Annotated in this window: 25 protein-coding genes and 1 other RNA gene; 14 read left to right on the top strand and 12 right to left on the bottom strand. The window is 62.2% G+C overall.

Going from position 1 to position 22,508, the window contains the following annotated elements; translation table 11 throughout:
• Positions 1-36 precede the first annotated feature (36 nt).
• The 4 genes from pyc to NKJ94_RS02980 all read left to right on the top strand — a co-directional run bounded on the left by pyc (position 37) and on the right by NKJ94_RS02980 (position 4,806).
• The gene (pyc, locus tag NKJ94_RS02995; protein ID WP_352522901.1) at positions 37-3,495 is read left to right on the top strand and encodes a pyruvate carboxylase; all 3,459 of its coding nucleotides are present in this window, start codon (positions 37-39) and stop codon (positions 3,493-3,495) included.
• 161 nt (positions 3,496-3,656) lie between these two features.
• Complete coding sequence (locus NKJ94_RS02990; protein ID WP_023800031.1) at positions 3,657-3,917, top strand: DUF2312 domain-containing protein; 261 nt, start codon at positions 3,657-3,659, stop codon at positions 3,915-3,917.
• 62 nt (positions 3,918-3,979) lie between these two features.
• A complete protein-coding gene (locus tag NKJ94_RS02985) occupies positions 3,980-4,420 on the top strand; it encodes a hypothetical protein (RefSeq protein WP_352522900.1) in 441 nt (146 codons plus the stop codon).
• 71 nt (positions 4,421-4,491) lie between these two features.
• Entirely contained in the window at positions 4,492-4,806 is a 315-nt protein-coding gene (locus tag NKJ94_RS02980; protein WP_352522899.1) for a hypothetical protein, read from the top strand.
• Between the two features lie 3 nt (positions 4,807-4,809).
• On the opposite strand, the gene msrB is transcribed toward NKJ94_RS02980, so the two are convergent.
• From msrB to NKJ94_RS02955, 5 genes are all read right to left on the bottom strand, one after another.
• Complete coding sequence (gene msrB / locus NKJ94_RS02975; protein ID WP_352522898.1) at positions 4,810-5,214, bottom strand: peptide-methionine (R)-S-oxide reductase MsrB; 405 nt, start codon at positions 5,212-5,214, stop codon at positions 4,810-4,812.
• Between the two features lie 109 nt (positions 5,215-5,323).
• Entirely contained in the window at positions 5,324-6,121 is a 798-nt protein-coding gene (locus NKJ94_RS02970) for an MBL fold metallo-hydrolase (protein WP_352522897.1), read from the bottom strand.
• A 32-nt stretch (positions 6,122-6,153) separates the two neighbouring features.
• Positions 6,154-7,344 (bottom strand): vWA domain-containing protein, encoded by a 1,191-nt coding sequence (locus NKJ94_RS02965; protein WP_352522896.1) that lies wholly within the window; start codon positions 7,342-7,344, stop codon positions 6,154-6,156.
• Between the two features lie 8 nt (positions 7,345-7,352).
• The gene (locus NKJ94_RS02960) at positions 7,353-7,799 is read right to left on the bottom strand and encodes a GNAT family N-acetyltransferase (protein WP_352522895.1); all 447 of its coding nucleotides are present in this window, start codon (positions 7,797-7,799) and stop codon (positions 7,353-7,355) included.
• 116 nt (positions 7,800-7,915) lie between these two features.
• Complete coding sequence (locus tag NKJ94_RS02955) at positions 7,916-8,755, bottom strand: AAA family ATPase (protein ID WP_352522894.1); 840 nt, start codon at positions 8,753-8,755, stop codon at positions 7,916-7,918.
• Positions 8,756-8,930: 175 nt separating this feature from the next.
• Between NKJ94_RS02955 and ssrS the strand changes: the two genes are divergently transcribed.
• The 4 genes from ssrS (at position 8,931) to NKJ94_RS02935 (ending at position 11,426) form a co-directional block, all read left to right on the top strand.
• Positions 8,931-9,086: non-coding RNA, 6S RNA (gene ssrS / locus NKJ94_RS02950), on the top strand.
• Positions 9,087-9,167: 81 nt separating this feature from the next.
• Complete coding sequence (locus tag NKJ94_RS02945) at positions 9,168-9,755, top strand: 5-formyltetrahydrofolate cyclo-ligase (RefSeq protein ID WP_352522893.1); 588 nt, start codon at positions 9,168-9,170, stop codon at positions 9,753-9,755.
• An 8-nt stretch (positions 9,756-9,763) separates the two neighbouring features.
• Complete coding sequence (locus NKJ94_RS02940; RefSeq protein ID WP_023678036.1) at positions 9,764-10,588, top strand: TIGR00282 family metallophosphoesterase; 825 nt, start codon at positions 9,764-9,766, stop codon at positions 10,586-10,588.
• Positions 10,589-10,658: 70 nt separating this feature from the next.
• Entirely contained in the window at positions 10,659-11,426 is a 768-nt protein-coding gene (locus NKJ94_RS02935) for a TerC family protein (protein WP_352522892.1), read from the top strand.
• A gap of 31 nt (positions 11,427-11,457) precedes the next feature.
• On the opposite strand, the gene NKJ94_RS02930 is transcribed toward NKJ94_RS02935, so the two are convergent.
• Genes NKJ94_RS02930 through NKJ94_RS02920 form a run of 3 tightly spaced genes read right to left on the bottom strand, consistent with a single transcriptional unit; the run spans position 11,458 to position 12,819 of the window.
• Entirely contained in the window at positions 11,458-11,925 is a 468-nt protein-coding gene (locus NKJ94_RS02930) for an SRPBCC family protein (RefSeq protein WP_352522891.1), read from the bottom strand.
• A 32-nt stretch (positions 11,926-11,957) separates the two neighbouring features.
• Entirely contained in the window at positions 11,958-12,320 is a 363-nt protein-coding gene (locus NKJ94_RS02925; protein WP_352522890.1) for a VOC family protein, read from the bottom strand.
• A gap of 16 nt (positions 12,321-12,336) precedes the next feature.
• Positions 12,337-12,819 carry an SRPBCC domain-containing protein gene (locus tag NKJ94_RS02920; protein WP_352522889.1) on the bottom strand — a complete coding sequence of 161 codons (483 nt, stop codon included), beginning with the start codon at positions 12,817-12,819 and terminating at the stop codon, positions 12,337-12,339.
• A gap of 51 nt (positions 12,820-12,870) precedes the next feature.
• Here NKJ94_RS02920 and NKJ94_RS02915 point away from each other — a divergent pair, with 51 nt between their 5' ends.
• The 3 genes from NKJ94_RS02915 (at position 12,871) to NKJ94_RS02905 (ending at position 14,501) form a co-directional block, all read left to right on the top strand.
• A complete protein-coding gene (locus NKJ94_RS02915) occupies positions 12,871-13,194 on the top strand; it encodes an ArsR/SmtB family transcription factor (RefSeq protein WP_352522888.1) in 324 nt (107 codons plus the stop codon).
• A gap of 234 nt (positions 13,195-13,428) precedes the next feature.
• A complete protein-coding gene (locus tag NKJ94_RS02910) occupies positions 13,429-14,178 on the top strand; it encodes a YebC/PmpR family DNA-binding transcriptional regulator (protein ID WP_352522887.1) in 750 nt (249 codons plus the stop codon).
• Positions 14,175-14,501 carry an Rdx family protein gene (locus NKJ94_RS02905; protein WP_352522886.1) on the top strand — a complete coding sequence of 109 codons (327 nt, stop codon included), beginning with the start codon at positions 14,175-14,177 and terminating at the stop codon, positions 14,499-14,501. Before NKJ94_RS02910 ends, NKJ94_RS02905 begins: the two co-directional genes overlap by 4 nt.
• Before the next feature lie 27 nt (positions 14,502-14,528).
• On the opposite strand, the gene NKJ94_RS02900 is transcribed toward NKJ94_RS02905, so the two are convergent.
• Entirely contained in the window at positions 14,529-15,008 is a 480-nt protein-coding gene (locus NKJ94_RS02900; protein WP_352522885.1) for an anthrone oxygenase family protein, read from the bottom strand.
• A gap of 177 nt (positions 15,009-15,185) precedes the next feature.
• Here NKJ94_RS02900 and NKJ94_RS02895 point away from each other — a divergent pair, with 177 nt between their 5' ends.
• Positions 15,186-15,827 (top strand): TetR/AcrR family transcriptional regulator, encoded by a 642-nt coding sequence (locus tag NKJ94_RS02895; RefSeq protein WP_352522884.1) that lies wholly within the window; start codon positions 15,186-15,188, stop codon positions 15,825-15,827.
• A 67-nt stretch (positions 15,828-15,894) separates the two neighbouring features.
• On the opposite strand, the gene rpmE is transcribed toward NKJ94_RS02895, so the two are convergent.
• Positions 15,895-16,116 carry a 50S ribosomal protein L31 gene (gene rpmE, locus NKJ94_RS02890; RefSeq protein ID WP_006327661.1) on the bottom strand — a complete coding sequence of 74 codons (222 nt, stop codon included), beginning with the start codon at positions 16,114-16,116 and terminating at the stop codon, positions 15,895-15,897.
• A 204-nt stretch (positions 16,117-16,320) separates the two neighbouring features.
• On the opposite strand from rpmE, the gene NKJ94_RS02885 reads away from it, so the two are divergent.
• Complete coding sequence (locus NKJ94_RS02885; RefSeq protein ID WP_352522883.1) at positions 16,321-18,123, top strand: ABC transporter transmembrane domain-containing protein; 1,803 nt, start codon at positions 16,321-16,323, stop codon at positions 18,121-18,123.
• Positions 18,124-18,249: 126 nt separating this feature from the next.
• Here NKJ94_RS02885 and NKJ94_RS02880 read toward each other — a convergent pair whose 3' ends face one another.
• On the bottom strand, positions 18,250-20,274 hold the full coding sequence (locus tag NKJ94_RS02880) for a DUF3857 domain-containing protein (RefSeq protein ID WP_352522882.1): 2,025 nt from the start codon (positions 20,272-20,274) through the stop codon (positions 18,250-18,252).
• A gap of 206 nt (positions 20,275-20,480) precedes the next feature.
• Positions 20,481-21,965: a carboxypeptidase M32 gene (locus NKJ94_RS02875; protein ID WP_352522881.1), complete on the bottom strand. Its 1,485-nt coding sequence runs from the start codon at positions 21,963-21,965 to the stop codon at positions 20,481-20,483.
• Positions 21,966-22,150: 185 nt separating this feature from the next.
• On the opposite strand from NKJ94_RS02875, the gene NKJ94_RS02870 reads away from it, so the two are divergent.
• Entirely contained in the window at positions 22,151-22,504 is a 354-nt protein-coding gene (locus NKJ94_RS02870; RefSeq protein WP_352523066.1) for a DUF1304 domain-containing protein, read from the top strand.
• Positions 22,505-22,508 lie beyond the last annotated feature (4 nt).

Raw genomic sequence — 22,508 nt, 5'->3', positions numbered from 1 at the left:
TGGCGTCAGCTCTCCCTTCCGTGTCTGGAGCCTTCCTTGGCAATCACGAAGATCCTTGTCGCCAACCGGTCTGAAATCGCCATCCGCGTCTTTCGCGCGGCCAATGAGCTTGGCCTCAAAACCGTGGCGATCTGGGCGGAGGAGGACAAATATTCGCTGCACCGCTTCAAGGCCGACGAAAGCTATCAGGTCGGGCGCGGGCCGCATCTGGCCAGGGATATGGGGCCGATCGAAAGCTATCTGTCGATCGAGGAGGTTATCCGCGTCGCCAGGCTTTCGGGCGCCGACGCCATCCATCCGGGCTACGGCCTGTTGTCGGAGAGCCCGGAATTCGCCGAGGCCTGCGCCAAGGCCGGCATCATCTTCATCGGGCCAAAGCCGGATACGATGCGCAGGCTGGGTAACAAGGTCGCCGCGCGCAATCTCGCGGTCGAAGTCGGCGTGCCGGTGATACCCGCCACCGATCCTTTGCCGGACGACCTGGCGGCGGTGAAGGAACTCGCCAAGACGATCGGCTACCCGGTGATGCTGAAGGCATCCTGGGGCGGCGGCGGCCGCGGCATGCGCGCCATCCGCTCCGCGGCCGATCTCGCTCGCGAGGTGATGGAAGGCAAGCGAGAGGCGAAGGCGGCTTTCGGCAAGGACGAGGTCTATCTCGAAAAGCTGATCGAGCGCGCCCGCCATGTCGAGGTGCAGGTGCTGGGCGACACGCATGGCAATGCCGTACACCTATTCGAGCGCGACTGTTCGATCCAGCGCCGCAACCAGAAGGTGGTCGAGCGGGCGCCGGCGCCGTATCTCGAAATGTCGCAACGCGAAGAGCTTTGCGGCTACGCACTGAGGATCGCGCGCGAAACCAGCTATATCGGTGCCGGCACCGTCGAGTTCCTGCAGGATGCCGATACCGGAAAATTCTATTTCATCGAGGTCAATCCGCGTATCCAGGTTGAGCATACAGTCACCGAACAGGTGACCGGCATCGACATCGTCAAGGCGCAGATCCATATCCTTGACGGCTTTGCCATCGGCACGGCGGAATCGGGCGTGCCGGCGCAGAAGGACATCAGGCTCAACGGTCACGCGCTGCAGTGCCGCATCACCACAGAAGACCCCGAGCACAATTTCATCCCCGACTATGGCCGCATCACCGCCTATCGCGGCGCCACCGGCTTTGGCATTCGCCTTGACGGCGGCACCGCCTATTCGGGCGCGGTCATCACCCGTTTCTACGATCCGCTGCTGGAGAAGGTGACCGCCTGGGCGCCGACGCCGGCCGAGACCATCGCCCGCATGAACCGGGCGCTGCGCGAATTCCGCATCCGCGGCGTGGCGACCAATCTCACCTTCCTCGAGGCGATCATCAATCACCCGAGTTTCGCCGACAATTCCTACACCACCAAGTTCATCGACACGACGCCGGAACTGTTCGCCAGCGTGAAGCGGCAGGATCGCGCCACCAAGCTGCTCAACTACCTTGCTGACGTTTCGGTCAATGGCCACCCCGAGACGCGCGGCCGGCCGCAGCCAAAGGCCGATGGGGCGCCACCGGTAGTGCCATATCTCAACGGCAATGTGCCTGACGGCAGCAAGCAGAAGCTCGACGTGCTCGGGCCGGAGAGATTCGCGGCGTGGATGCGCGAGCAAAAAGAGGTGCTGGTCACCGACACGACGATGCGCGACGGCCATCAATCCTTGCTCGCGACGCGTGTGCGCACCTATGACATCGCCGGAATTGCCGGCACCTATGCGCGTGCTCTGCCGCAGCTTTTGTCGCTCGAATGCTGGGGCGGCGCCACATTCGACGTCGCCATGCGCTTTCTCACCGAAGACCCATGGGAGCGGCTGTCACTGGTGCGCGAGGCAGCACCCAACCTTCTGCTGCAGATGCTTCTGCGCGGCGCCAATGGGGTTGGCTATACCAACTATCCCGACAATGTCGTCCAGCATTTCGTCCGCCAGGCCGCGGCCGGCGGCATCGACCTGTTCCGCGTCTTCGACTGCCTGAACTGGGTCGAGAACATGCGCGTCGCCATGGATGCGGTCGGCGCCGAGGGCAGACTGATCGAAGCGGCGATCTGCTATACCGGCGACATACTCGACCCGGCGCGGGCGAAATACGATCTGAAATACTATGTCGGCCTGGCCAGGGAATTGCAGGCGGCAGGCGCCCACATCATCGCCGTCAAGGACATGGCCGGGCTGTTGAAGCCGAGCGCTGCCCGCGCACTGTTCAAGGCGCTGCGCGAGGCGACAGACCTGCCGATCCACTTCCATACCCACGACACATCCGGCCTGTCGGCGGCAACCGTGCTGGCGGCAGTGGAGAGCGGCGTCGACGCCATCGATGCGGCGATGGATTCCCTGTCCGGCAACACCTCGCAGCCTTGCCTGGGCTCGATTGTCGAGGCGCTGAAAGGCACCGAGCGCGATCCGGGCCTCGATCCACAGTGGATCAGGAATATCTCGTTTTACTGGGAGGCGGTGCGCAACCAATACGCCGCCTTTGAAAGCGACCTGAAAGGGCCGGCTTCGGAGGTCTATCTGCACGAAATGCCGGGCGGGCAGTTCACCAATCTCAAGGAACAGGCGCGCTCGCTCGGGCTGGAGACGCGCTGGCACGAAGTGGCGCAGACCTATCACGACGTCAATCTGATGTTCGGCGACATCGTCAAGGTGACGCCGTCGTCCAAGGTCGTCGGCGACATGGCGCTGATGATGGTGAGCCAGGACCTGACCGTCGCCGATGTCGAGAACCCGGCGAGGGACATCGCCTTCCCTGATTCGGTGGTGTCGATGTTGCGCGGCGATCTCGGCCAGTCGCCGGGCGGCTGGCCAAAGGCATTGCAGAAGAAGGTGCTGAAGGGCGAAAAACCGATCACGGTGCGGCCGGGTTCGCTGCTCAAGCCGGCGGACCTCAAGGCCAGCCGCACGGAGATCGAGGAAAAGCTCGAGCGCAAGCTCAGCGAGTTCGAGTTCGCCTCGTGGCTGATGTATCCGAAGGTGTTTTCCGATTTTGCCGCCGCGCAGGAGACCTATGGGCCGGTCAGCGTGCTGCCGACGCCGACCTATTTCTACGGCATGAAGCCGGAAGACGAGATTTTCGTCGACATCGAAAAAGGCAAGACGCTGGTGGTGCGCTGCCTGGCGATCGGCGATGTCGACGAAAAGGGCATGGTCACCGTGTTCTTCGAGCTCAACGGCCAGCCGCGCCGGGTGAAGGTGCCGGACCGGGCGCATGGCGCGTCCGCCGCCAAGGCACGGCGCAAGGCGGAGCCGGGCAATGAGGCGCATGTCGGCGCGCCGATGCCTGGCGTCGTCTCGGCGCTTTCGGTCGCTGCCGGCCAGGCGGTGAAGGCCGGTGACGTGCTGCTGTCGATCGAAGCGATGAAGATGGAAACGGCGCTGCATGCCGAGCGCGACGGCACCATCGCCGAGGTGTTGGTCAAGGCCGGCGACCAGATCGATGCCAAGGATCTGCTGATCGCATTCGGGTGAGCTAGGCCAGCATCAATAGGGCCTTGTCGGCGCCTGGCAGCAGCCCTTCATGCCGCATCGATAGCACCTTGACCCGCCGCGCCCGGTCGGGCATCGAACCGCTGCAATTCGCTGCTCAGGTCACCCCGAGTCGCGGCGAGAAAACGACGCGGAGAGAAAATATGGCCGACGACATAACCGAGACCAGCCAGACTGTTGCCGCCGGCCAGCTGCGCGCCTTCATCGAGCGCATCGAGCGGCTCGAGGAAGAGAAGAAGACGATCGCCGACGATATCAAGGAAGTGTTCGCCGAGGCCAAGGGCACCGGATTCGACACCAAGGCGATGCGGTCGATCATCCGGCTGCGCAAGAAGGACCAGGCCGAGCGCCAGGAAGAGGAAACCATCCTCGACCTCTACAAGGCGGCGCTTGGAATGGTGTAAAGGCCAGACTCGGCGCCGAACACGGTTCCGGGAGAAGCGGTTCCAGCCATGGATTCCGGCCCATGAGTGAATTCGACTTCGGCGCCCACCGCGCCTCGGAATTCCGGCAGCGCGGCTTCTGGACCCTTTTCGCAGAGCGGCATCCCGAGGAACTGGTTCGCCGGGCAAAACGCGGGCCCTGGTTCTGGCAGCGCGGGCTGCCGGATTTCGGTCTGGTCATTTCCATGTATGTCGCGCCGGCTGAGAATGTCGTCGGTGTGTTTTTCGGCCGCAACGAGAAGCTTGGCGCTACCGATGTCTGGGCACGGCTGCGGCCGTTCCAGCCGGCGATCGAAGACAGGCTGAAACTCAGGCCAGACCAGTGCTTGCAAGGGCTGGGCATCAATTCGCTATGGCGGGTGAATTGTTTTGCCGAGGACAATTGGCCGGCGATGGCCGACTGGCTGGTGACGGAAGCCTGGCGTTTCGAGCGCGCAATTGCCGAAGTTCTGGGTCAGGAATAAAGCAGCGTTTCTAAACGCAATCCTTATGGAAGGGTCGCTCTGGTGAGCAGAGCGAGGGAGCCGGTGGATCGATGACGATCATATCGCGCGTTGCCGCCTTCTTCCGCTCACGCTGGCTGGGCGGCGTGCCGCTCGATCGGCTGTTCTGGCGCGACCTGGTCGTTGTCGGCACAGCGATCAACATCGCGTCATCGGTGGCGGCGCTCATTCTGCTCGGGTTGAAGTTGCCGCTTGCCCTTGTGCTGGCGGTGCATTTCGCGCCGGTGCCCTACAACATCTTCCTAACCTTTGCCGTTTGGCGGACTGCCGGAAGCTCAGCTGGCGCCAAGGCGTCGCTGATGACGCTTGGCGCCACGTTGTGGCTGATCGTGGTGGTCGTGGTTTGACGATCAGGCGGCCGGCTCGAATTTGAGCGCCACGCCGTTGATGCAATAGCGCAGGCCGGTCGGCGGCGGGCCGTCCTCGAAGACGTGGCCGAGATGGCTGCCGCAACGGGCGCAATGGCATTCGGTGCGGACCATGCCGTAGCTGCGGTCGACGGTGGTCTCGACTGAACCCAGCACTGGGTCGTTGAAGCTCGGCCAGCCGGTGCCGCTCTCGAATTTCAGCTTGGATTCAAACAAGGGCTGGTCGCAGCCGACGCAGGAGAAGGTGCCGGCGCGCTTCTCGTGCAGCAGGGCGCAGCTTCCCGGCCGCTCGGTGCCGTGGTTGCGCATCACCGCATATTGCTCAGGGGTCAGCCGGGCGCGCCATTCGGCATCGGTGCGGGTGACGAGGTAGGTGTGGCTGTCCATTTTTTCCTCTTAGCTTATGTCGCTATTTGGGTTGCCTTCCCAACTTCGCCTGAAATAGGTATTTGTTACGGCGTTTGCCCGTATTTCCTATCCTGCCGCGAAGAATTCCTTAGGCGATGGCGGCGAGATAGCGCGCAATCGATGCTGAAAATGCGGCCTTTGCATCTCCGATGACGTTCTGGTTCCACCACGCGCCATAGATATGGTCGAACGCGAAAGGCTCCAGCGCGGCCTTGATGCCGAGCACTTTCGTCGCGTTGAGCGGGATGTAGTTCGGGTAGCTGTACATAAAGCTGACGTGACGGCGAGTCGGCGTCACCTGCACGATGTCGCCGGCCAAGATGGCGCTGCCGCCGTCGCGTTTCCAGTGCAGTACCTGACCACCGGCAAAGTGGCCGCCGCAGCGGATGAGCGTCAGCGACGGGTTTATGGCGCGCGTCTCGCCTTCCCAGCTGATGATTGCCGGATGCGGGCGCATGATCCACTGACGATCATCGGCGTGCAGATAAATCGGCACGCCGCCAAACGCCTCGCTCCACTCGACCATTGCCGAATAATAATGGCAGTGCGAAATGGCGATGGCGGCCAGGCCGCCCCGGCGGTTGATCTCGGCCACCGCCTCGTCGCTGACCATCGAGATGCAGTCCCACAGCACATTGCCGTGCGGCGTTTGCGCCAGCAATGCGCGCTGGCCGATAGCGAAGCGCGGCTCGATGCCGAAGGCGAGCACGCCGGCATCATCCCTGATCACGACCCGATGCCCGGCGGCGAGCTCTTCCGGCGTGGTCCAGGCCTGGCCCTCCCAGCGCACATATTGCCGCTCGTCCTCGCAGATCGGGCAATGGTCCGGCGGCGTCGCTGTTGCCGCGAACTGGACACCACATTGCAGGCAAAGGAAACAGGTCATCGGTCTTCCTGTCTTGCGTGCCGTAGATCCATTCAATGCTTCCTTGAAAGTTGCTTCGTCGCGGCTTCGAGCCCGGCGAGCGTCAGCGGAAACATGCGGCCGCCGAAGATGTTGCGGATCATGGCGATCGAATTAGTAAAACCCCAGTGTTTCTCATTTTCCGGGTTGAGCCAGACCGCGTTCGGCCATTGCTGCAGCAGACGGTCGAGCCAGACAGCGCCGGCTTCCGCGTTCCAGTGCTCAACCGAGCCGCCGGGATGCGCGATCTCGTAGGGGCTCATCGAGGCGTCACCGACGACGATCACCTTGTAGTCGGGACCGTATTTGTGGAGGAGATCGAAGGTCGGAATCACCTCCGCGTGGCGGCGGCGATTGTCCTTCCACACGCCTTCGTAAAGGCAGTTGTGGAAATAGAAATATTCGAGCTGGCGGAACTCGGCGCGGGCGGCCGAAAACAGCTCCTCGACGCTCCTGATGTGGTCGTCCATCGAGCCGCCGACATCGAAGAACATCAGCAGCTTCACGGCATTGCGCCGTTCGGGTCGTGTCTTAACGTCAAGATAACCATGCTCGGCGGTGGCGTGGATGGTGCCTGGCAGGTCGAATTCTTCCTCGGCGCCTTCGCGCACCCAGCGGCGCAGGCGCTTCAGCGCGATCTTGATGTTGCGGGTGCCGAGCTCGACGGCATCGTCGAAATTCCTGAATTCGCGCTTGTCCCAGACTTTCACCGCCCGGCGATTGCGGCTTTCGTGCTGGCCGATGCGCACACCTTCGGGATTGTAACCATAGCCGCCGAAGGGCGAGGTACCGCCGGTGCCGATCCATTTCGAGCCGCCCTGATGCCGCCCCTTCTGCTCCTCCAGCCGCTTTTTCAGCGTTTCCATCAGCTTTTCGAAGCCGCCCAGCGCCTCGAGCAGCTTTTTCTCCTCGTCGCTCAGGTGCTTCTCGGCGAGCCGCCGCAGCCATTCCTCCGGGATGTTTTTGACATCGACCGCGTTTTCGCCAGCCAGCGCTTCGACGCCCTTGAAGATGTGCGAAAAGACCTGGTCGAAGCGATCGATGTGCCGCTCGTCCTTCACCAGGGCGGTGCGGGCGAGATAGTAAAAACCCTCGACATCATAGTCGACCAGCCCGGCTTCCAGGCCTTCCAGCAGCGACAGATATTCGCGGAGCGAGACCGGAACCCGCGCTGCCTTCAGTTCGAGGAAGAAGGGAATGAACATCGCGCCGTCTACAGCAGATCGTACTCGATGAAACCGGTGCGCCGCGCGACCCGGTCGTAGAGCTTGCGCGCGGTGGTGTTGGTCTCGTGAGTCATCCAGTAGACGTTCTTGACGCCGATCTTGCCGGCTTCCTGCTTGACCGCCTCGATCAGCGCGGCGCCGACGCCCTTGCCGCGCACATCCGGGTCGGCGAACAGGTCCTGCAGATAGCAGTTGTTTATCTGCGACCAGCAGGAGCGATGGTAGAGATAGTGCGTCAGGCCGACCGCCTTGCCGTCGAGGGTGGCGATGAAGCCCTTCGGCTCAAACTCACCTTCCGTGAACAGCCGCTTCCAGGTGACGGCATAGACCTCTTCCGGCAGCTTGGTTTCGTAGAAGGTGAGATAGGCAGTCCACAGCCGCCGCCAGTCGGCATGGTCGGATTGTGCAAGCGGGCGGACGGTGATCTCGGTCATTTCGTTTCCTCCGAAGCTTCAGGCCCGAAGCTGTCTCGATGCCCGGCGGGCGGCAACAGTCCAGCAACGGGAAAGCGCTGTCCGGTGGCTTTCGTCGGCCCATAGCGGATCGCTTCTTACCCTTGCCGTCTCGCCATGAAGGCCAGGCGCTCGAACAGATGCACGTCCTGTTCGTTCTTCAACAACGCGCCGTGCAGCTTGGGCAGCGCGTTTTTCGGATCGGCGCGCAGGTCCTCGGGCGCGATGTCGTCGGCGACCAGCAGGCGGATCCAGTCCAGCGCCTCGGAGGTCGACGGCTTCTTCTTCAGGCCCGGCACGTCGCGGATCTCGTAGAACTGGGTCAGTGCTGCTCGCACGAGGTTCTGCTTGATGCCGGGATAGTGCACGTCGACAATTCTGTGCAGCGTGTCGACGTCGGGAAAGCGGATGTAGTGGAAAAAGCAGCGGCGCAGGAAGGCGTCCGGCAATTCCTTCTCGTTGTTGGAGGTAATGATGACGATCGGCCGCACGGTGGCGCGGATTGTCTCGCCGGTCTCGTAGACGAAGAACTCCATCCGGTCGAGTTCCTGCAACAAATCGTTGGGGAACTCGATATCGGCCTTGTCGATCTCGTCGATCAGAAGCACGACCTTCTTGCCGGCGGCGAAGGCGTCCCATAATTTGCCGCGCTTGATGTAATTGCAGATGTCGTTGAAGCGATCGTCGCCGAGCTGGCTGTCGCGCAGCCGCGAGACGGCATCATATTCATAGAGGCCCTGCTGGGCTCTTGTCGTCGACTTGACGTGCCATTCGATCAGCTCCAGGCCGAGCGCCGCCGCCACTTGCCTCGCAAGTTCGGTCTTGCCGGTGCCGGGCTCGCCCTTGACCAGCAATGGCCGCTCCAGCGCGATCGCCGCGTTGACCGCCACCATCAGATCCTTGTCGGCAACATAGGCTGCCGTGCCTTCGAAACGCATTTTTGCTCCCGGGTTCATCGCGCGACCCTAAGGACGGGGCCTTGGCTGTGCAAGCCGCTGCTGCCGGCATACGCTTGGTGAGGTCTTGCGCCGGCTTCACCAATTGCGTCGAATTAAGTCTCCAAGCATGTCATCTCTCTGGCGCTTGGTCTGCCGTCCGCCTATATTGGTGGATGACGGTCTGCGCTTCCCGGCAGGAGAACATTTTCCCCGGGGCCTTAATGATCCCTAGGGAGCTGTCCCTGGGAAGACCCGTGGGTTTTCTCATACGGCGCCCACCTACTTTGTAGGTTCCCGGGATCGCTCTCTCCACCGGTTGTGTGGATCGTCACTTACATTTTCAGCGGACCAAGCGGTAGAAAACGTCGTTCCCGAACCTTCGTCCCAGATCCGACTTTTCTATCCTGGCTCCATGACCTCCCCAAAAGACCTGAAAAAAAATCTCCGCAACGAAGCACTCGGGCGCCGCGATGCGCTCGATCCGTTCTGGCGGGTGGAGGCGGCGCTGGAAATGGCCGAGACGGCGCGAGACCGGATGACGGTCGAGCCGGGCCAGATCGTCTCCGGCTTCTGGCCGATGCGTTCGGAAGTCGACGTCCGGCCGCTGATGTTTGCCTTGCGCGAGAAGGGGGCAAGGCTCTGCCTGCCGGCCATTCTGGACAAGAGCACCATCGTCTTTCGCGAACTGGTGCGCGGCGCGCCGATGATCGACATGGGCTTCGGCACCGTCGGGCCGCATGACGAAGCCGAGGTGCTCGATCCCCAGGTGATGCTGGTGCCGCTTGCCGCCTTCGATGCGCGCGGCCACCGCATCGGCTATGGCGCCGGCTATTACGACCGGGCGATCGCGCGGCTGGTCGACAAGGGGCAGCAGTTGCGGCTGATCGGTATCGCCTTCGACTGCCAGGAGGTGGCCCTGGTGCCGGACGAGCCGCATGACATGATCCTTCCGGAAATACTCACCGAGAGCGGGTTGCGCCGCTTCGCGCCAGAATTGTAGATGGAGGAATGAGACTTCTCTTCCTCGGCGACATGGTCGGCAAAACGGGACGGACGGCGGTGTGGGAACAACTGCCCGGCCTGATCTCGGATTTCAAACTCGACTTCGTCATCGTCAATGGCGAGAACGCCGCCGGCGGCTTCGGCATCACCGAGGAGATTTTTCGCGAGACGATCTCGGCTGGCGCCGACGTCGTCACCACCGGCAATCATGTCTGGGACCAGCGCGACGCGCTGATTTTCGCGCCGCGCGAAGAGCGCTTCCTGCGTCCCTCCAACTTCCCGAAGGGTACGCCAGGGCGCGGCTCAGGCGTCTACATCGCCAGGAACGGCGCGCGCGTGCTGGTCGCCAACATCATGGGCCGGGTGTTTATGCATCCCGAGCTCGACGACCCGTTCCAGGCCGGCGAGCGCGAACTTGCCGCTTGTCCGCTCGGCGAGCAGGCCGATGCGATCGTCATCGATTTCCATGCCGAAGCGACCTCGGAAAAAATGTGCTTCGCCCATTTCGTCGACGGTCGTGCCAGCCTTGTCGTCGGCACCCACACGCATCAGCCGACTGGTGACCACCAGATCCTCAATGGCGGCACGGGTTATATTTCCGATGCCGGCATGTGCGGCGATTATGATTCCTCGCTCGGCATGGACAAGGAGGAGCCGCTCAACCGGTTTTTATCCAAGGTGCCGAAAGGCCGCTTCGAGGCGTCGACCGGACCGGCGACATTGTGCGGCGTTGGAGTCGACATTTCCGATCGTAGCGGCCTGACCGAACGGATCGCGCCGTTTCGCCGCGGACCGCGGCTGGAAGAAACGGCTCCATCCTTCTGGTCGTGACATTGATACAGGCGCTTGCAATACCCAATTGCCGGCGAAACTGCTCTAGATCGTAGAGGGGACGACCTCCATGCAGCTAGTCGAATTCCTGGCGCCGCATTTCGCCTTTGTCTCAGATCCGACCGCATGGGTCGCGCTGCTGACGCTGATCGTGCTGGAGGTCGTGCTCGGCATCGACAATCTGATCTTCATCTCGATCCTCACCAACAAATTGCCGGAGGCGCAGCGCGCGCGCGCCCGACGGCTCGGCATCTCCGCCGCGCTGATGATGCGGCTGATCCTGCTTGCCACCATCTCGATCATCGTCCAGCTGACGACGCCGATATTCACCGCTTTCGGCCATGGCTTTTCCTGGCGCGACCTGATCCTGATCGCCGGCGGCCTGTTCCTCGTCTGGAAGGCGACCAAGGAGATCCACCACACGGTCGATCTCGAAGATCACCAGGACACGATGATGGGCGAGACTCTGCAGCTTTCGCTGGCCGGCGCGATCTTTCAGATCCTGCTGCTCGACCTCGTCTTCTCGATCGACTCGATCATCACCGCGGTCGGCATGACCGACGAAATCGCGATCATGTACATCGCGGTGATCGTGGCGGTGAGCGTGATGATGCTGGCGGCCGGGCCGCTGGCCGATTTCATCGCCAAGAACCCCAGCATCGTCATGCTGGCGCTCGGCTTCCTGCTGATGATCGGCATGACGCTGATCGCCGACGGCATGGGCTACCATGTACCCAAGGGCTACATCTACGCGGCGATGGGTTTTTCGGCACTGGTCGAAGGACTCAACATGTTGGCGCGGCGGCGGAAGAAGGCAAAGTCCGGTGGCGGGCACTGAGGATGGCAGGCATCCCTGAGAGCCGCGCGTTCTAAGCCGCCGACACGCCTTTCGGATGACGGTCGCTGATCAGGCCAAGCGTCAGGCCGTGCTCGAGCCACGCCTTGGCGCCGGCGAGCACCAGCGCAAAGCCATCGGTCGAGCCGATCGCCTGGTTGACTTGCTCGTCGCCGCTGCCGGCAAAGCCGAAATTGCGAACCTCGACAAAGGTCGTTCCGCCCGGCATCTCGGTAAAAGTCCACACCACAGTGGTCGGCGGATCGCTCCATTGCATGACGATCTTCTCGTTCGGTACGATCTCGCTGACCATCACCGCCGTCGAGACGCCATACATGCGCCATTCCCAGCGAACTTTGTTGCCGCTGTCCAGCCTGTCGCTGCCATGGGTGAACCAGAATTTCGTCGTGATCGCGGGGTCAATGAAGGCTTCGAACACTTCGGCGACCGGCCGCCTTATCAGCATGCCGGCTTCGGCGGTCGGTGTTTCACGGATTTCCATATCGTGCTCCTTTTCATGAAGACGCCGCCTGTTCACCAGGCATCGGGTTCGCGCACGAGGTGAATGATGTTGGCCGGGTTGGTGATCCAGCCGCCGCGGAAGCCTTCACCCAGTGCTTCGATGGCGTCGCAGCGCACGACGCCGGCCTTGGCGAGATGCTCCGCAGCGGCCGGAAAATCCTCGGTGAACAGTTCCAGCCAGATCTCGGCCTGGCTCATCATCAGCGCCTCGTCGATCCACAGCCGATTGGGACCGAGTTCGAAGCCGATGGCAGGCGCTTTGGTCGTGAATGGCTTCAGGCCGATGACGTCGCGATAGAAGGCGATCGTTGCCTGGTATTGATGCGGCGGGACTTTCATCGCGATGTTGATGCCGCCGGTGATCTTCGCGGTCATTTTGGCTCCATTGCTCTCAGATATTGGTCTCGTTGGCCGGCTCGCCCTTCATCTCGCTGCGGTAATAGCCGTCGCGCAAATTGATGCCGTATTCGACATAGGCCTTCAAGCAGGCCAGCATCTGCGACCAGCCCTCGCAATTGAGGTAGGACTTCTTCAGGCCGACGGCGTCCTCCTGCCAGCCGGTCTCAGCGATGGTGACGAAGGTGCCACCGTCGTCGAGCGGTTCGAAATTCATCTCGATGCGGGTCTTGTAGGCCGGCTTGCCGTCGGCGTCGGTAGCGTCCCAGCGCAGCACGATGCGGCTGTCCCTGACCACCTCGTCGACCTCGACGGGAACCTTGCCCCACCAGACAACACCGGCGCCCGCTACCAGCGGCGCGCTGGCGCCGCCGATGGTAGTGAAATAGAAGCTGAGTTTCTTCGGGTTGACGACTGCGTCGAAGACTTCGGCGACCGGCTTGCCGATGCGCCCCGAAACTCTGAATCCAAGAGACATATCCACAGCTCCTTCCTTGAATGGATCAATGATATGTTATATAAATATAACATGTCAAGCCGATCGCAGGACGACAATGTTTTCAAGGCGCTGGCGCATCCGCGCCGGCGTGAGTTGCTGGACCAGCTGAAGAATGCGCCGCAGACCACCGGCATGTTGTGCGATGCCTTCCCCGACATGGACCGCTGCACGGTCATGCTGCATCTGAAGGTGCTGGAGGAGGCCGACCTGGTTGTGGTGCGCCGCGAGGGCCGCGAGCGCTGGAACCATCTCAACGCGCTGCCGATCAAGCACATCCACGACCGCTGGATCAGCCAATATGCCACGCATGCGATCAGCATCCTCGACCGGCTGAAATCCGATCTGGAGGGATGAACGGCCGCCGAAGCCTGCCATTTTCGGGTCTCAAAACCCTCACGCGTCCTCCGCCACGGCGCCGCTGGACGAATTGAGCCGATTTATCTATAAGCCGGCCATTCCGATATAGAGCGTCGTACGTCCGTCCGGACGCAGCAGGACGTTCTGAAATTTTGAATTCGAGCATTTTGCAAGACGCCGGGTGGTTCACTAGGCCGCAGATGCTCTAGCCGAGAAGACGACAGGGGTGCCATGGCTGGCCATTCACAGTTCAAGAACATCATGCATCGCAAGGGCCGCCAGGATGCGGTGCGATCGAAAATGTTTTCCAAGCTGGCGCGCGAAATCACCGTCGCGGCCAAGAGCGGCACGCCCGATCCATCGATGAACCCACGCCTGCGCCTTGCCGTGCAGAACGCCAAGGCGGTGTCGATGCCGAAGGACAATATCCAGCGCGCCATTAACAAGGCGTCGATGGGCGATGCCGAGACTTACGAAGCCGTGCGCTACGAAGGGTACGGGCCGGGCGGCGTCGCGCTGATCGTCGAGGCGCTGACCGACAACCGCAACCGCTCCGCGTCGAATGTGCGCGCTGCCTTCACCAAGGCCGGCGGGGCGATGGGCGAGACCGGCTCGGTGTCGTTCATGTGGGACCGCGTCGGCGAGATCTACTATCCGGTAGCGGCTGGCAGCGCCGAGAAGGTGATGGATGCGGCGATCGAGGCCCGTGCCGACGACGTCCAGTCGGACGAGGAAGGCCACACGATCTACTGCGCCTTCGAGAATCTCGGCGAAGTGTCGAAGGCGCTGGAAGGCGCGCTCGGCGAGGCTGAATCGGTGAAGCCGATCTGGAAGCCGCAGACCAATATCGCGGTCGACGAGGAGCGGGCACAATCGCTGATGAAGCTGGTCGCGACGCTCGAGGACGACGACGACGTGCAGAGCGTCTACGCCAATTTCGAGGTCGACGAGGAGACCTTGGCGAAGCTCAGCGCGGCATGACCGAACAGGCGCTGCCCCAGGTCCGCATCACCTATTGCACGCAGTGCCAGTGGCTGCTCAGGGCCGGCTGGATGGCGCAGGAGTTGCTGTCGACCTTCGGCACGGATCTCGGCGAAGTGGCGCTGGTGCCCGGCACCGGCGGCATCTTCACCATTTCCTGTAATGACACGCTGGTCTGGGACCGCAAGCGTGACGGCGGCTTTCCCGATGCCGCAAAGCTCAAGCAACTGGTTCGCGACGTAATCGATCCGGATCGCGATCTCGGCCATGCCGATCGCAAGAGCCACAAGTCAAAAGATCCCACGTCAAAAGACCCTGCCTGAGGGTCGTTCACATTTCTGCCCCTGCATTCACCGCCATGCCATGATGAAACAGCCCAGCGCGGCGATGGCGGTGATGGTGCGGACATGGTTCCACATCACCCAGTCCCTGAGATAGGTGGTCCACATAGCGGCGCCATTGGCGCTGGCCGGATCGACGGCAGCCAAGGCGTTGTTGAGCGGCACGTTGAAGATCATCGTCACGATCGGGTTGCCGACGAGATAGATCAGGGCGCCGGCGAGAAGCCAGAACGCACCCGGTTGGCTCAAGCCGATAAGAGCGCCTGCGGCGAGGACAAGACACACCAGCCCGGTGCCGAAAAGTGCGGTCATGAACATCGGCGTCACCGCAGTGACGTTGATCGAATTCATGGCGGCGATGCCGCCCGCGGCCGGCATGCGGGCGAGGCCCGGCATGACGAAGCTGGAAAAGGCGAAGAAAACACCGCCGACGATGCCTGAACCAAGGGCAGCGACGAAGGTGAGGGTGGGAAGCAGTTTCATGATCATGTCAGTTGCTCCAGATGCCGGTTGAGGTGGTTTCGATTGCATAAGCGGAAAAGTCTTTTGGGGCGCGACCGATTTCCTTGCCCGCAAACGTGAGTAATCCTCATATTTGCAAAACGTGATAAACCCTCGTATTTTACGAGTCAAGCCAATTGTTGGCCAATTCGCCTGGAGACAGTGATGGAAGGCTCGACCGTATCGGGTTCACAGGATGGCCAGATCGCATCGCCGCGCCGGACGCCAAGCCAGCAGCGCAGCCGCGAGCGGGTCGAGCGGATGCTGGCCGCCGCCTCGGCACTGATCGCCGAGCAAGGCAGCGACGCGATGCGCATGGGCGAGGTGGCGAAGAGAGCCGGCGTGTCGATCGGCTCGCTCTATCAGTTCTTGCCGGACAAGCGGGCGATCATCTGGGCGCTGGCCGAGCGCTATACCGCAGAGAGCCAGGCCTGCATTGCGGCGGCACTGGCGGAGGTCAGTGACGCCGAAGGCCTATGCAGGGCGTTTTCGGAACTGGTGGATACCTATTACGCGCTGTTCCTGGCGGAGCCGGTGATGCGCGACATCTGGTCGGGCACGCAGGCCGATAAGGCGCTGCGCGACCTCGAACTTGCCGACAGCCGGGCCAACGCCGAATTCCTCACCGCCGTGCTGAAAAAGCTGCGGCCGTCTGCCGATCCGGCGGCGCTGGAAACGACGGCGTTTCTTATCTGGCAGATGGGCGAGGCCACCATGCGGCTGGCGATCTCGGTCGAGCGGCAAGAGGGCGACAGGCTGGTTGCCGCCTACAAGCGGATGGCGCTGCGGGAACTGGTGGACCGGTAGGGCCGCACCCCGGCAACAAAAAACCCGCCTCGACGGCGGGTTTTCGATGTACGAAAGATCGCTTGGCTTAAAGGCCGAAACCTTCGAAGCGCTTCTTGAACTTCGACAGGCGGCCGCCGCGGTCGAGCAGGGTCTGCTGGCCGCCGGTCCAGGCCGGATGGGTGGTCGGGTCGATATCGAGGTTCATCGTATCGCCTTCCTTGCCCCAGGTCGAACGGGTCATGTATTCGGTGCCGTCGGTCATGACGACCTTGATGGTGTGGTAGTCGGGATGGATGTCGGTCTTCATGGTTCTGTTCCTGGCTTGCCGGGTGCTGCCGACGGGCTAAAGCCTGCGTCGATGCGCCCCTTTTTAAAACTCGAAGCCGCAGCTATTGAGGAGCCACGGCTTCTAAAACGGTCGGCGAGCCTATACATCAGCCGGAATTGAATCACAAGGCCGCGGCAAGCGCATATTGATCGCGCAAACCCCAAAGGGCCAAAGGAAACGGTCATGGCGAACATCAGCGGCGATGCAGACGAGCGCAGGCGCTCGCTGAGACCGCTGCAGCGCCTGTTTCCCTACATCACCCATTACCGCAAAATGGTCATCGGCGCGATCGTCTCGCTGGCCGTCGCGGCGGCGACGACGCTGGCGCTGCCGCTGGCCGTGCGGCGGATGATAGACCACGGCTTTTCCGCTTCCGATTCCAGCTTCATTGCCGAATATTTCGCCATGCTGGTGGTGATGGCCGCCGTGCTGGCGGCGGCGTCAGCCAGCCGCTACTATTTCGTCATCACGCTGGGCGAGCGCGTCGTTGCCGATATCCGCCGCGATGTCTTTGCCCACGTCACGACACTGTCGCCCTCCTTCTTCGACACGGCCCAGTCGGGCGAGATCGTCTCGCGGCTCGCCGCCGACACGACGCAGGTCAAATCGGCGGTCGGTGCTACCGCCTCGGTGGCGCTGCGCAACGTCATCCTCGGCCTCGGCGCCGTGGCGATGATGGTCTTCACCAGCCCAAAGCTGTCCGGCCTGGTCATCGCAGCTATTCCGGTGATCGTGCTGCCGCTGGTCGCCTTCGGCCGCTCGGTGCGGCGGAAGTCACGACTGGCACAGGACACGCTGGCCAATGCCACCGCCTATGCCAGCGAGCAGATAGGCGCGGTGCGCACCCTGCAGGCCTTCACCAACGAGAAGCTTGTCACCGGGTATTTTTCATCCGCCGTGGAAGCAGCGTTCGAAGCGGCGCGGGCCTCGATCTTTGCTCGCTCCTTTCTCACCTTCTTCGCCATCTTCATGATCTTTTCCTCGGTGGTGGCGGTGCTTTGGTTCGGCTCGCGCGACGTGCTCGAGGGTACGTTGTCGCCGGGCACGCTCGGCCAATTCCTGCTCTATTCGGTGTTCGCCGCCGGGGCGCTCGGCGCCCTTTCGGAAGTCTGGGGCGAACTTGCCCAGGCAGCGGGCGCTGCCGAACGGCTGACCGAGATCCTGGCCGAAAAGCCCGCGATCCAGGCGCCCACCGATCCGAAACCGCTGCCGGCGAAAGCGAGAGGCGCAATCAGCTTCGACGATGTCTCCTTCTCCTATCCGGCCCGGCCCGACCGCGCCGCCGTCCACGGCCTGAGCTTTCAGGTCAAACCCGGCGAGACGGTGGCGATCGTCGGGCCGTCGGGCGCCGGCAAGAGCACAGTCTTTTCGCTACTTCTGCGCTTCTACGATCCGGAGGCCGGCAGGATCGTCATCGACGGCGTCGATTTGCGCGAGGGCGATCCGGCCGCGATCCGCGCGCGCATCGCCATCGTGCCGCAGGACGTCACCATCTTTGCGGCGAGCGCGCGCGACAATATCGGCTTTGGCCGGCCGGGTGCCAGCCAGGCCGAGATCGAGGCGGCGGCGAAGGACGCGCTTGCCGACGAGTTCATCCTGAGGCTCGAAAAGGGCTATGACAGCCAGGTCGGCGAGCGCGGCGTGACGCTGTCGGGCGGCCAGCGCCAGCGCGTGGCGATCGCCCGCGCCATTTTGCGCGATGCGCCGATCCTTCTGCTCGACGAGGCGACCTCGGCACTAGATGCCGAAAGCGAGACGCTGGTGCAGACGGCGCTGGACCGGCTGATGCAGGGCCGCACCACGATCGTCATCGCCCATCGGCTGGCAACAGTGCTGAAAGCCGATCGCATCCTGGTCATGGATGGCGGCCGCATCGTCGAGGAAGGCACGCATCAGAGCCTGGTCGCCAAGGGCGGCATCTATGCGCGGCTGGCCAAGCTGCAGTTCGAAAGCGGGGCGAATGCTTTCAGGGGCGCGGCGGAGTAGCATCGCTAGCCTGTTCCATCCCGATGAAATCGGGATGAGGCTCCATCTTCTTGTTTGACCATGATCTTTTCCGAAAACCGGCATCCACTTTTCGGGGTCATGGTCCCCAGCGGCCGCCGAGATTCTTCAGCTACCGAAAGCTCGGCGTTTACCGCGTCGATAGGCGATGAACAGTGGAACGCCGACAAGCAACGACAACAAAAGCATGCTGGCGATGGCCTGTCGCTGCTCCTTAGCTGGATCGCTGAGTTGCACATTGGCTGGCGGCTCTTCATAGGTAAAATCGTACTGCCACCGTATTTCGTCTGCGACGTCATCGACGGTTTTCAGGTAGTCGGCGATCGCCTTGGCCGGCACTTCAGTCGCCAGCGTCTGAAAGTTCCATTCAACCTGAAATTGGGTAGGTGTGTTGGACCAGGACACCTTGAGCGACATGTAGGGCGTCACGATGTTTCTCATCGACTCACCGGAGAACCTCGCCTTGAGGTTGCGCACGGTCACCTTGTGACGCCGGTAGAGCCGGGAGCCGAGGGAGATAGGCCCGGTACGGCCGACGATTGTCGGGGTTGCAAGAGAGTTGCCGAGATCGGCCGCGCGGATCGGAAAATTCTTTGCCAGATCGTTGGCCGCCAGCGCCTCCGCCGGCAAGCGATAACTTTCCTTCACGCTCACTATGTTGCCGTCGCGGCGATCCACGACTTCCGGCTTGGCGACGGTTTGGATGCCCGGATATTGCTTGTTGTAATATTTCAGGTAGGTGTCCGACACCTCGCTCAGTGACCGGCTGGCCAAGTTGCCGCGCATCCAATCGGCATCGGCGTCCTCATATGTCGAGAAGACCGTCAGCACGAGGGGATCGCCCGGTTTCCGCGGAAAGTCGAATTCCTCCGCGATCTGGATCGATGGGCTGGTAAGCTCCGGACTCGGCATCTTCTCCAATCCGCCGGTGCTGGAAAGCGGCAGCGCGAAGCCGTAGTCGGGCTGCGCGAGATTGTGCGCCTTGCCTCCCTGAAGATAGTTCGTGGCGTCCAGCCAATATGTCTTTGTTCCGATCCTTGCCTTGACGATGGCATGGTCGAAATCGCGAACCGCCGGCAGATGCTGGTCCAGGGCCCGCCCCTCGTCGAGGTCGGCCAAGGCAACCTCGGCAGCAATGCCAAGCCGCACAAGCGAAGAAACGAGCAGCAGTGCCTTGTCCTTGCAGTCACCAAACCCGCTAAGGATGACCGTCGCGGGGTCACGCGGAATGTGGGAGCCGGCACCCATCGACAGGCTTACATAACGGATCTGGCCCTGTACCAATCGCATTGTCTCGACCATCCGGTCTTCGGGCACTGGATGCCGGAGAGCGATGTCGTCAAGCTTTGCGGCGAATGCCGAGGGAAAAACGGTCGCTGGCTTGTAATAGGGCGCAACAGCATCGACCACACTTTGCCAATTCGCGGTCGACGCAACATCGATAGAGCCCCAGCCTGGATACGTCACGGGCAGGTTTTCTTCGACATTGATCGGTTTCGGATTTGGAATTTCCCACAGATAGGTCGTGTCCGGCCCTGTCGAGGAGATCGCAGGTTTGAGTTGGGTTCCCCTTGCCTTGATCTCGAGCGGCTGGCCCGAAGGCCAAATGATGCTTGTGCGGATCAGCGCCACCGGCTCTTCCCATTCGGCGGAGAAGTTCTTGAAGAAAAGATCCTTACCGACGAGCGGCGTTATCTCATAGGTCGATCCGTAGTCGACGATGTCGCCGGCGCGCACGTCATCGATGTTGACATGGGCCGTCAGCCAGCCATCGAAGACGCCTTTCTCGGCGTCTCTTTCCCTGCGGAAGATATCGAATTCGACGTCTCCCAGCCGGTCCAAAACGGCGCCATCGCGGATGATGTGAAGATGGTTGAGCGTAACCTTGTGCCGGGACGGATCGAACTGCAGATCGATACTTGCGCCCCGATCGAGGCCGGGACGGTCGACGATTTTATAGACGGTGCGCGAGTACTCGACATAGCCGCCGGCGCGATACTTGATCTGATCGTCCGAGAGCAGCCATGAAACGCCATTCTTGATTTGATCCGATCGGGTGGGATCGGCAGCCGGAATATCAACCTGCTTTACCCAGCTTTCTGCCGGACGCTTGAGAACCATGTCGTCGGACATGGCGGGAGAACTCAGGCCGATCAATAAGATGAAAAATACCAGGCGGGGCCAGAAAGACTTCACCCTACGAAAACTGTAACCAGGCAGACATCTATGCGCGCCCAACTTGCAAGAAGTCCTTTTTCAGAGGCTTTCCCACCAAAGTAAAGGCCCGTTTCGGGATTTCTGCAGTCTCCTCAGCAAGAACCACTAATAGACGAAGGGGCTCAGTTCCCGTACCGCTTCTTCAGGTGATCGGTGAAATGCACGGCATTGAGCTTTTCGCCGGTGGCGCGTTCGAGCAGTTCCGGCGTCGACCAGCGCGAGCCTTGCGACCAGATCCTTTTGCGGCGCCAGTCGTTGATCGCGGCGAAATCTCCCCTGGCAAGGTCTTCGTCGGCTGAAGGATGATCTCGCGTCAGCGCCGCCCATTGCTGCGCCGCCATCATGGCGCCCAGCGTATAGGAGGGGAAATAGCCGAAGGCCGCACCCGGCCAGTGGACGTCCTGCATCGGACCATCAGCCGGATTGCCCGATGTCGACAGGCCAAGATAATCGCGCATCTTGGCATCCCAGGCTTCGGGCAGGTCGGCTGCTTCCAGCCGTCCCGAGACAAGCTCCTGTTCCAGCTCGTAGCGCAGGATGACATGCAGCGGATAGGTCACCTCGTCGGCGTCGACGCGGATCAGGCCGCGCTCGACCCGGTGCACATGCGGCAGGATGTCGTCGATCGTCCAGCTCTCACCAAGGTGCCTTTCGACCACCGGCAGCGCCCAGCGCCAGAACTCCGGGTTGCGGCCAATCTGCTTTTCGACGAACAGGCTCTGGCTCTCATGGACGGCCATGCCGCGCGCTCTGCCGAGCGGCCAGTGCGCCCATGCCTTCGGCAGGTTCTGCTCGTACAGCGCATGGCCGGTCTCGTGCAGCACGCCCATCAGCGCCGACAGGAAATCCGAGGTCTTGTAGCGGGTGGTGATGCGCACGTCGCTCGGCACGCCGCCGCAGAACGGATGGTGCGAGACCGACAGCGAACCATGGGTGAGGTCGAAACCGACTGCCGCCATCATGGCGAGGCCGAGTTCGCGTTGCTTGTCGATCGGGTAGCTGCCCGATAGCGGCTTCAGCGGACGCCTCGCCAGCCGCGCCTCCTGCACCGCCAGCGCCTCCGGCACGAAGCCTTTCAGGAATGCCTTCAACTCGGCAAACACCGGCGTGATGTCGGCGGCGCGGTTACCGGGGTCATACTGCTCCATCAGCGCGTCGTAGGGCTCGAGCCCGAGCACCTCGGCGCGAAGTGCTGCCTCCTCGCGCACCAGCGCCACGACGCCTTCCAGCGCCGGCAGGAAGCCAGTCCAGTCGTTCTTGGCGCGCAGGTCGCGCCAGAGCTGCTCCGAGCGCATGCGCGCGGTCGTCTGGCGCTCGACGAACTCGACCGGCAGGCAGGTCAGGTTGGTGTATTGCCGGCGGAATTCCCTGACCGCGGCTTGCTGCTCTTGGTTCAGCGCTTCCCGCTCGGCCGCCGCGATCCAGTCGGCGATCTCGGGCGCAGTCGCTCGGGCGTGGTGCATGCCGGCCAGCGCCGACATCGCCTCTGCGCGTTTCTCGCCGCCGCCGACCGCCATATGGGTCGCCTCGTCGGCGCCGAGGATGGCGAGCGCATGTTCCAGCGCTTCGAGCTTGTGGCCGAGGTCGTCGAGTTTTTGAAAGGACATGGTGGGGTTCCGCCGATTTGACGGCGGGAAAAGATACCAATGCAAAAGTGTTGGCAACCCCTGAAGGCCGTCTGCGATCGACGCATTGATTGCCGGCTGCAACGGCTGAAAGGCATCTTGCGGAAGCGGCGGCGCGCGTGATCAATGTCGTCTGGCGGCGGCAGACCGTGATGGGAAGACGAAACATGATCGCCAATGTGCTGGTCGGGCTGGTGGCCGTGATCCACCTCTACATCGTCTATCTGGAGATGGTGCTGTGGGACACGCCGCGCGGCCACATGGCGTTCAAGCTGACGCCGGAATTCGCCAGTGTCTCGAAAGTGCTTGCGGCCAATCAGGGGCTTTACAACGGCTTTCTCGCAGCCGGGCTGATCTGGGGGCTTTACCTCGGCGAAGCCGGTTTCCAGTTCAAAGTCTTCTTCCTGCTCTGCGTCGCCGTCGCCGGCCTTTACGGCGCGGCGACGGTGGGCCGTAAAATCCTGTTCATCCAGACAGTGTCGGCGGCAGTTGCCTTGATCGTACTTTGGCTCGGCTGGTGAACGG

This window comes from Mesorhizobium sp. M0060 (assembly GCF_040323155.1).
GTDB lineage: Bacteria > Pseudomonadota > Alphaproteobacteria > Rhizobiales > Rhizobiaceae > Mesorhizobium.
The sequence above is the reverse complement of the archived record's forward strand: the minus strand, read 5'-3'. Positions and strand labels throughout refer to the sequence as shown.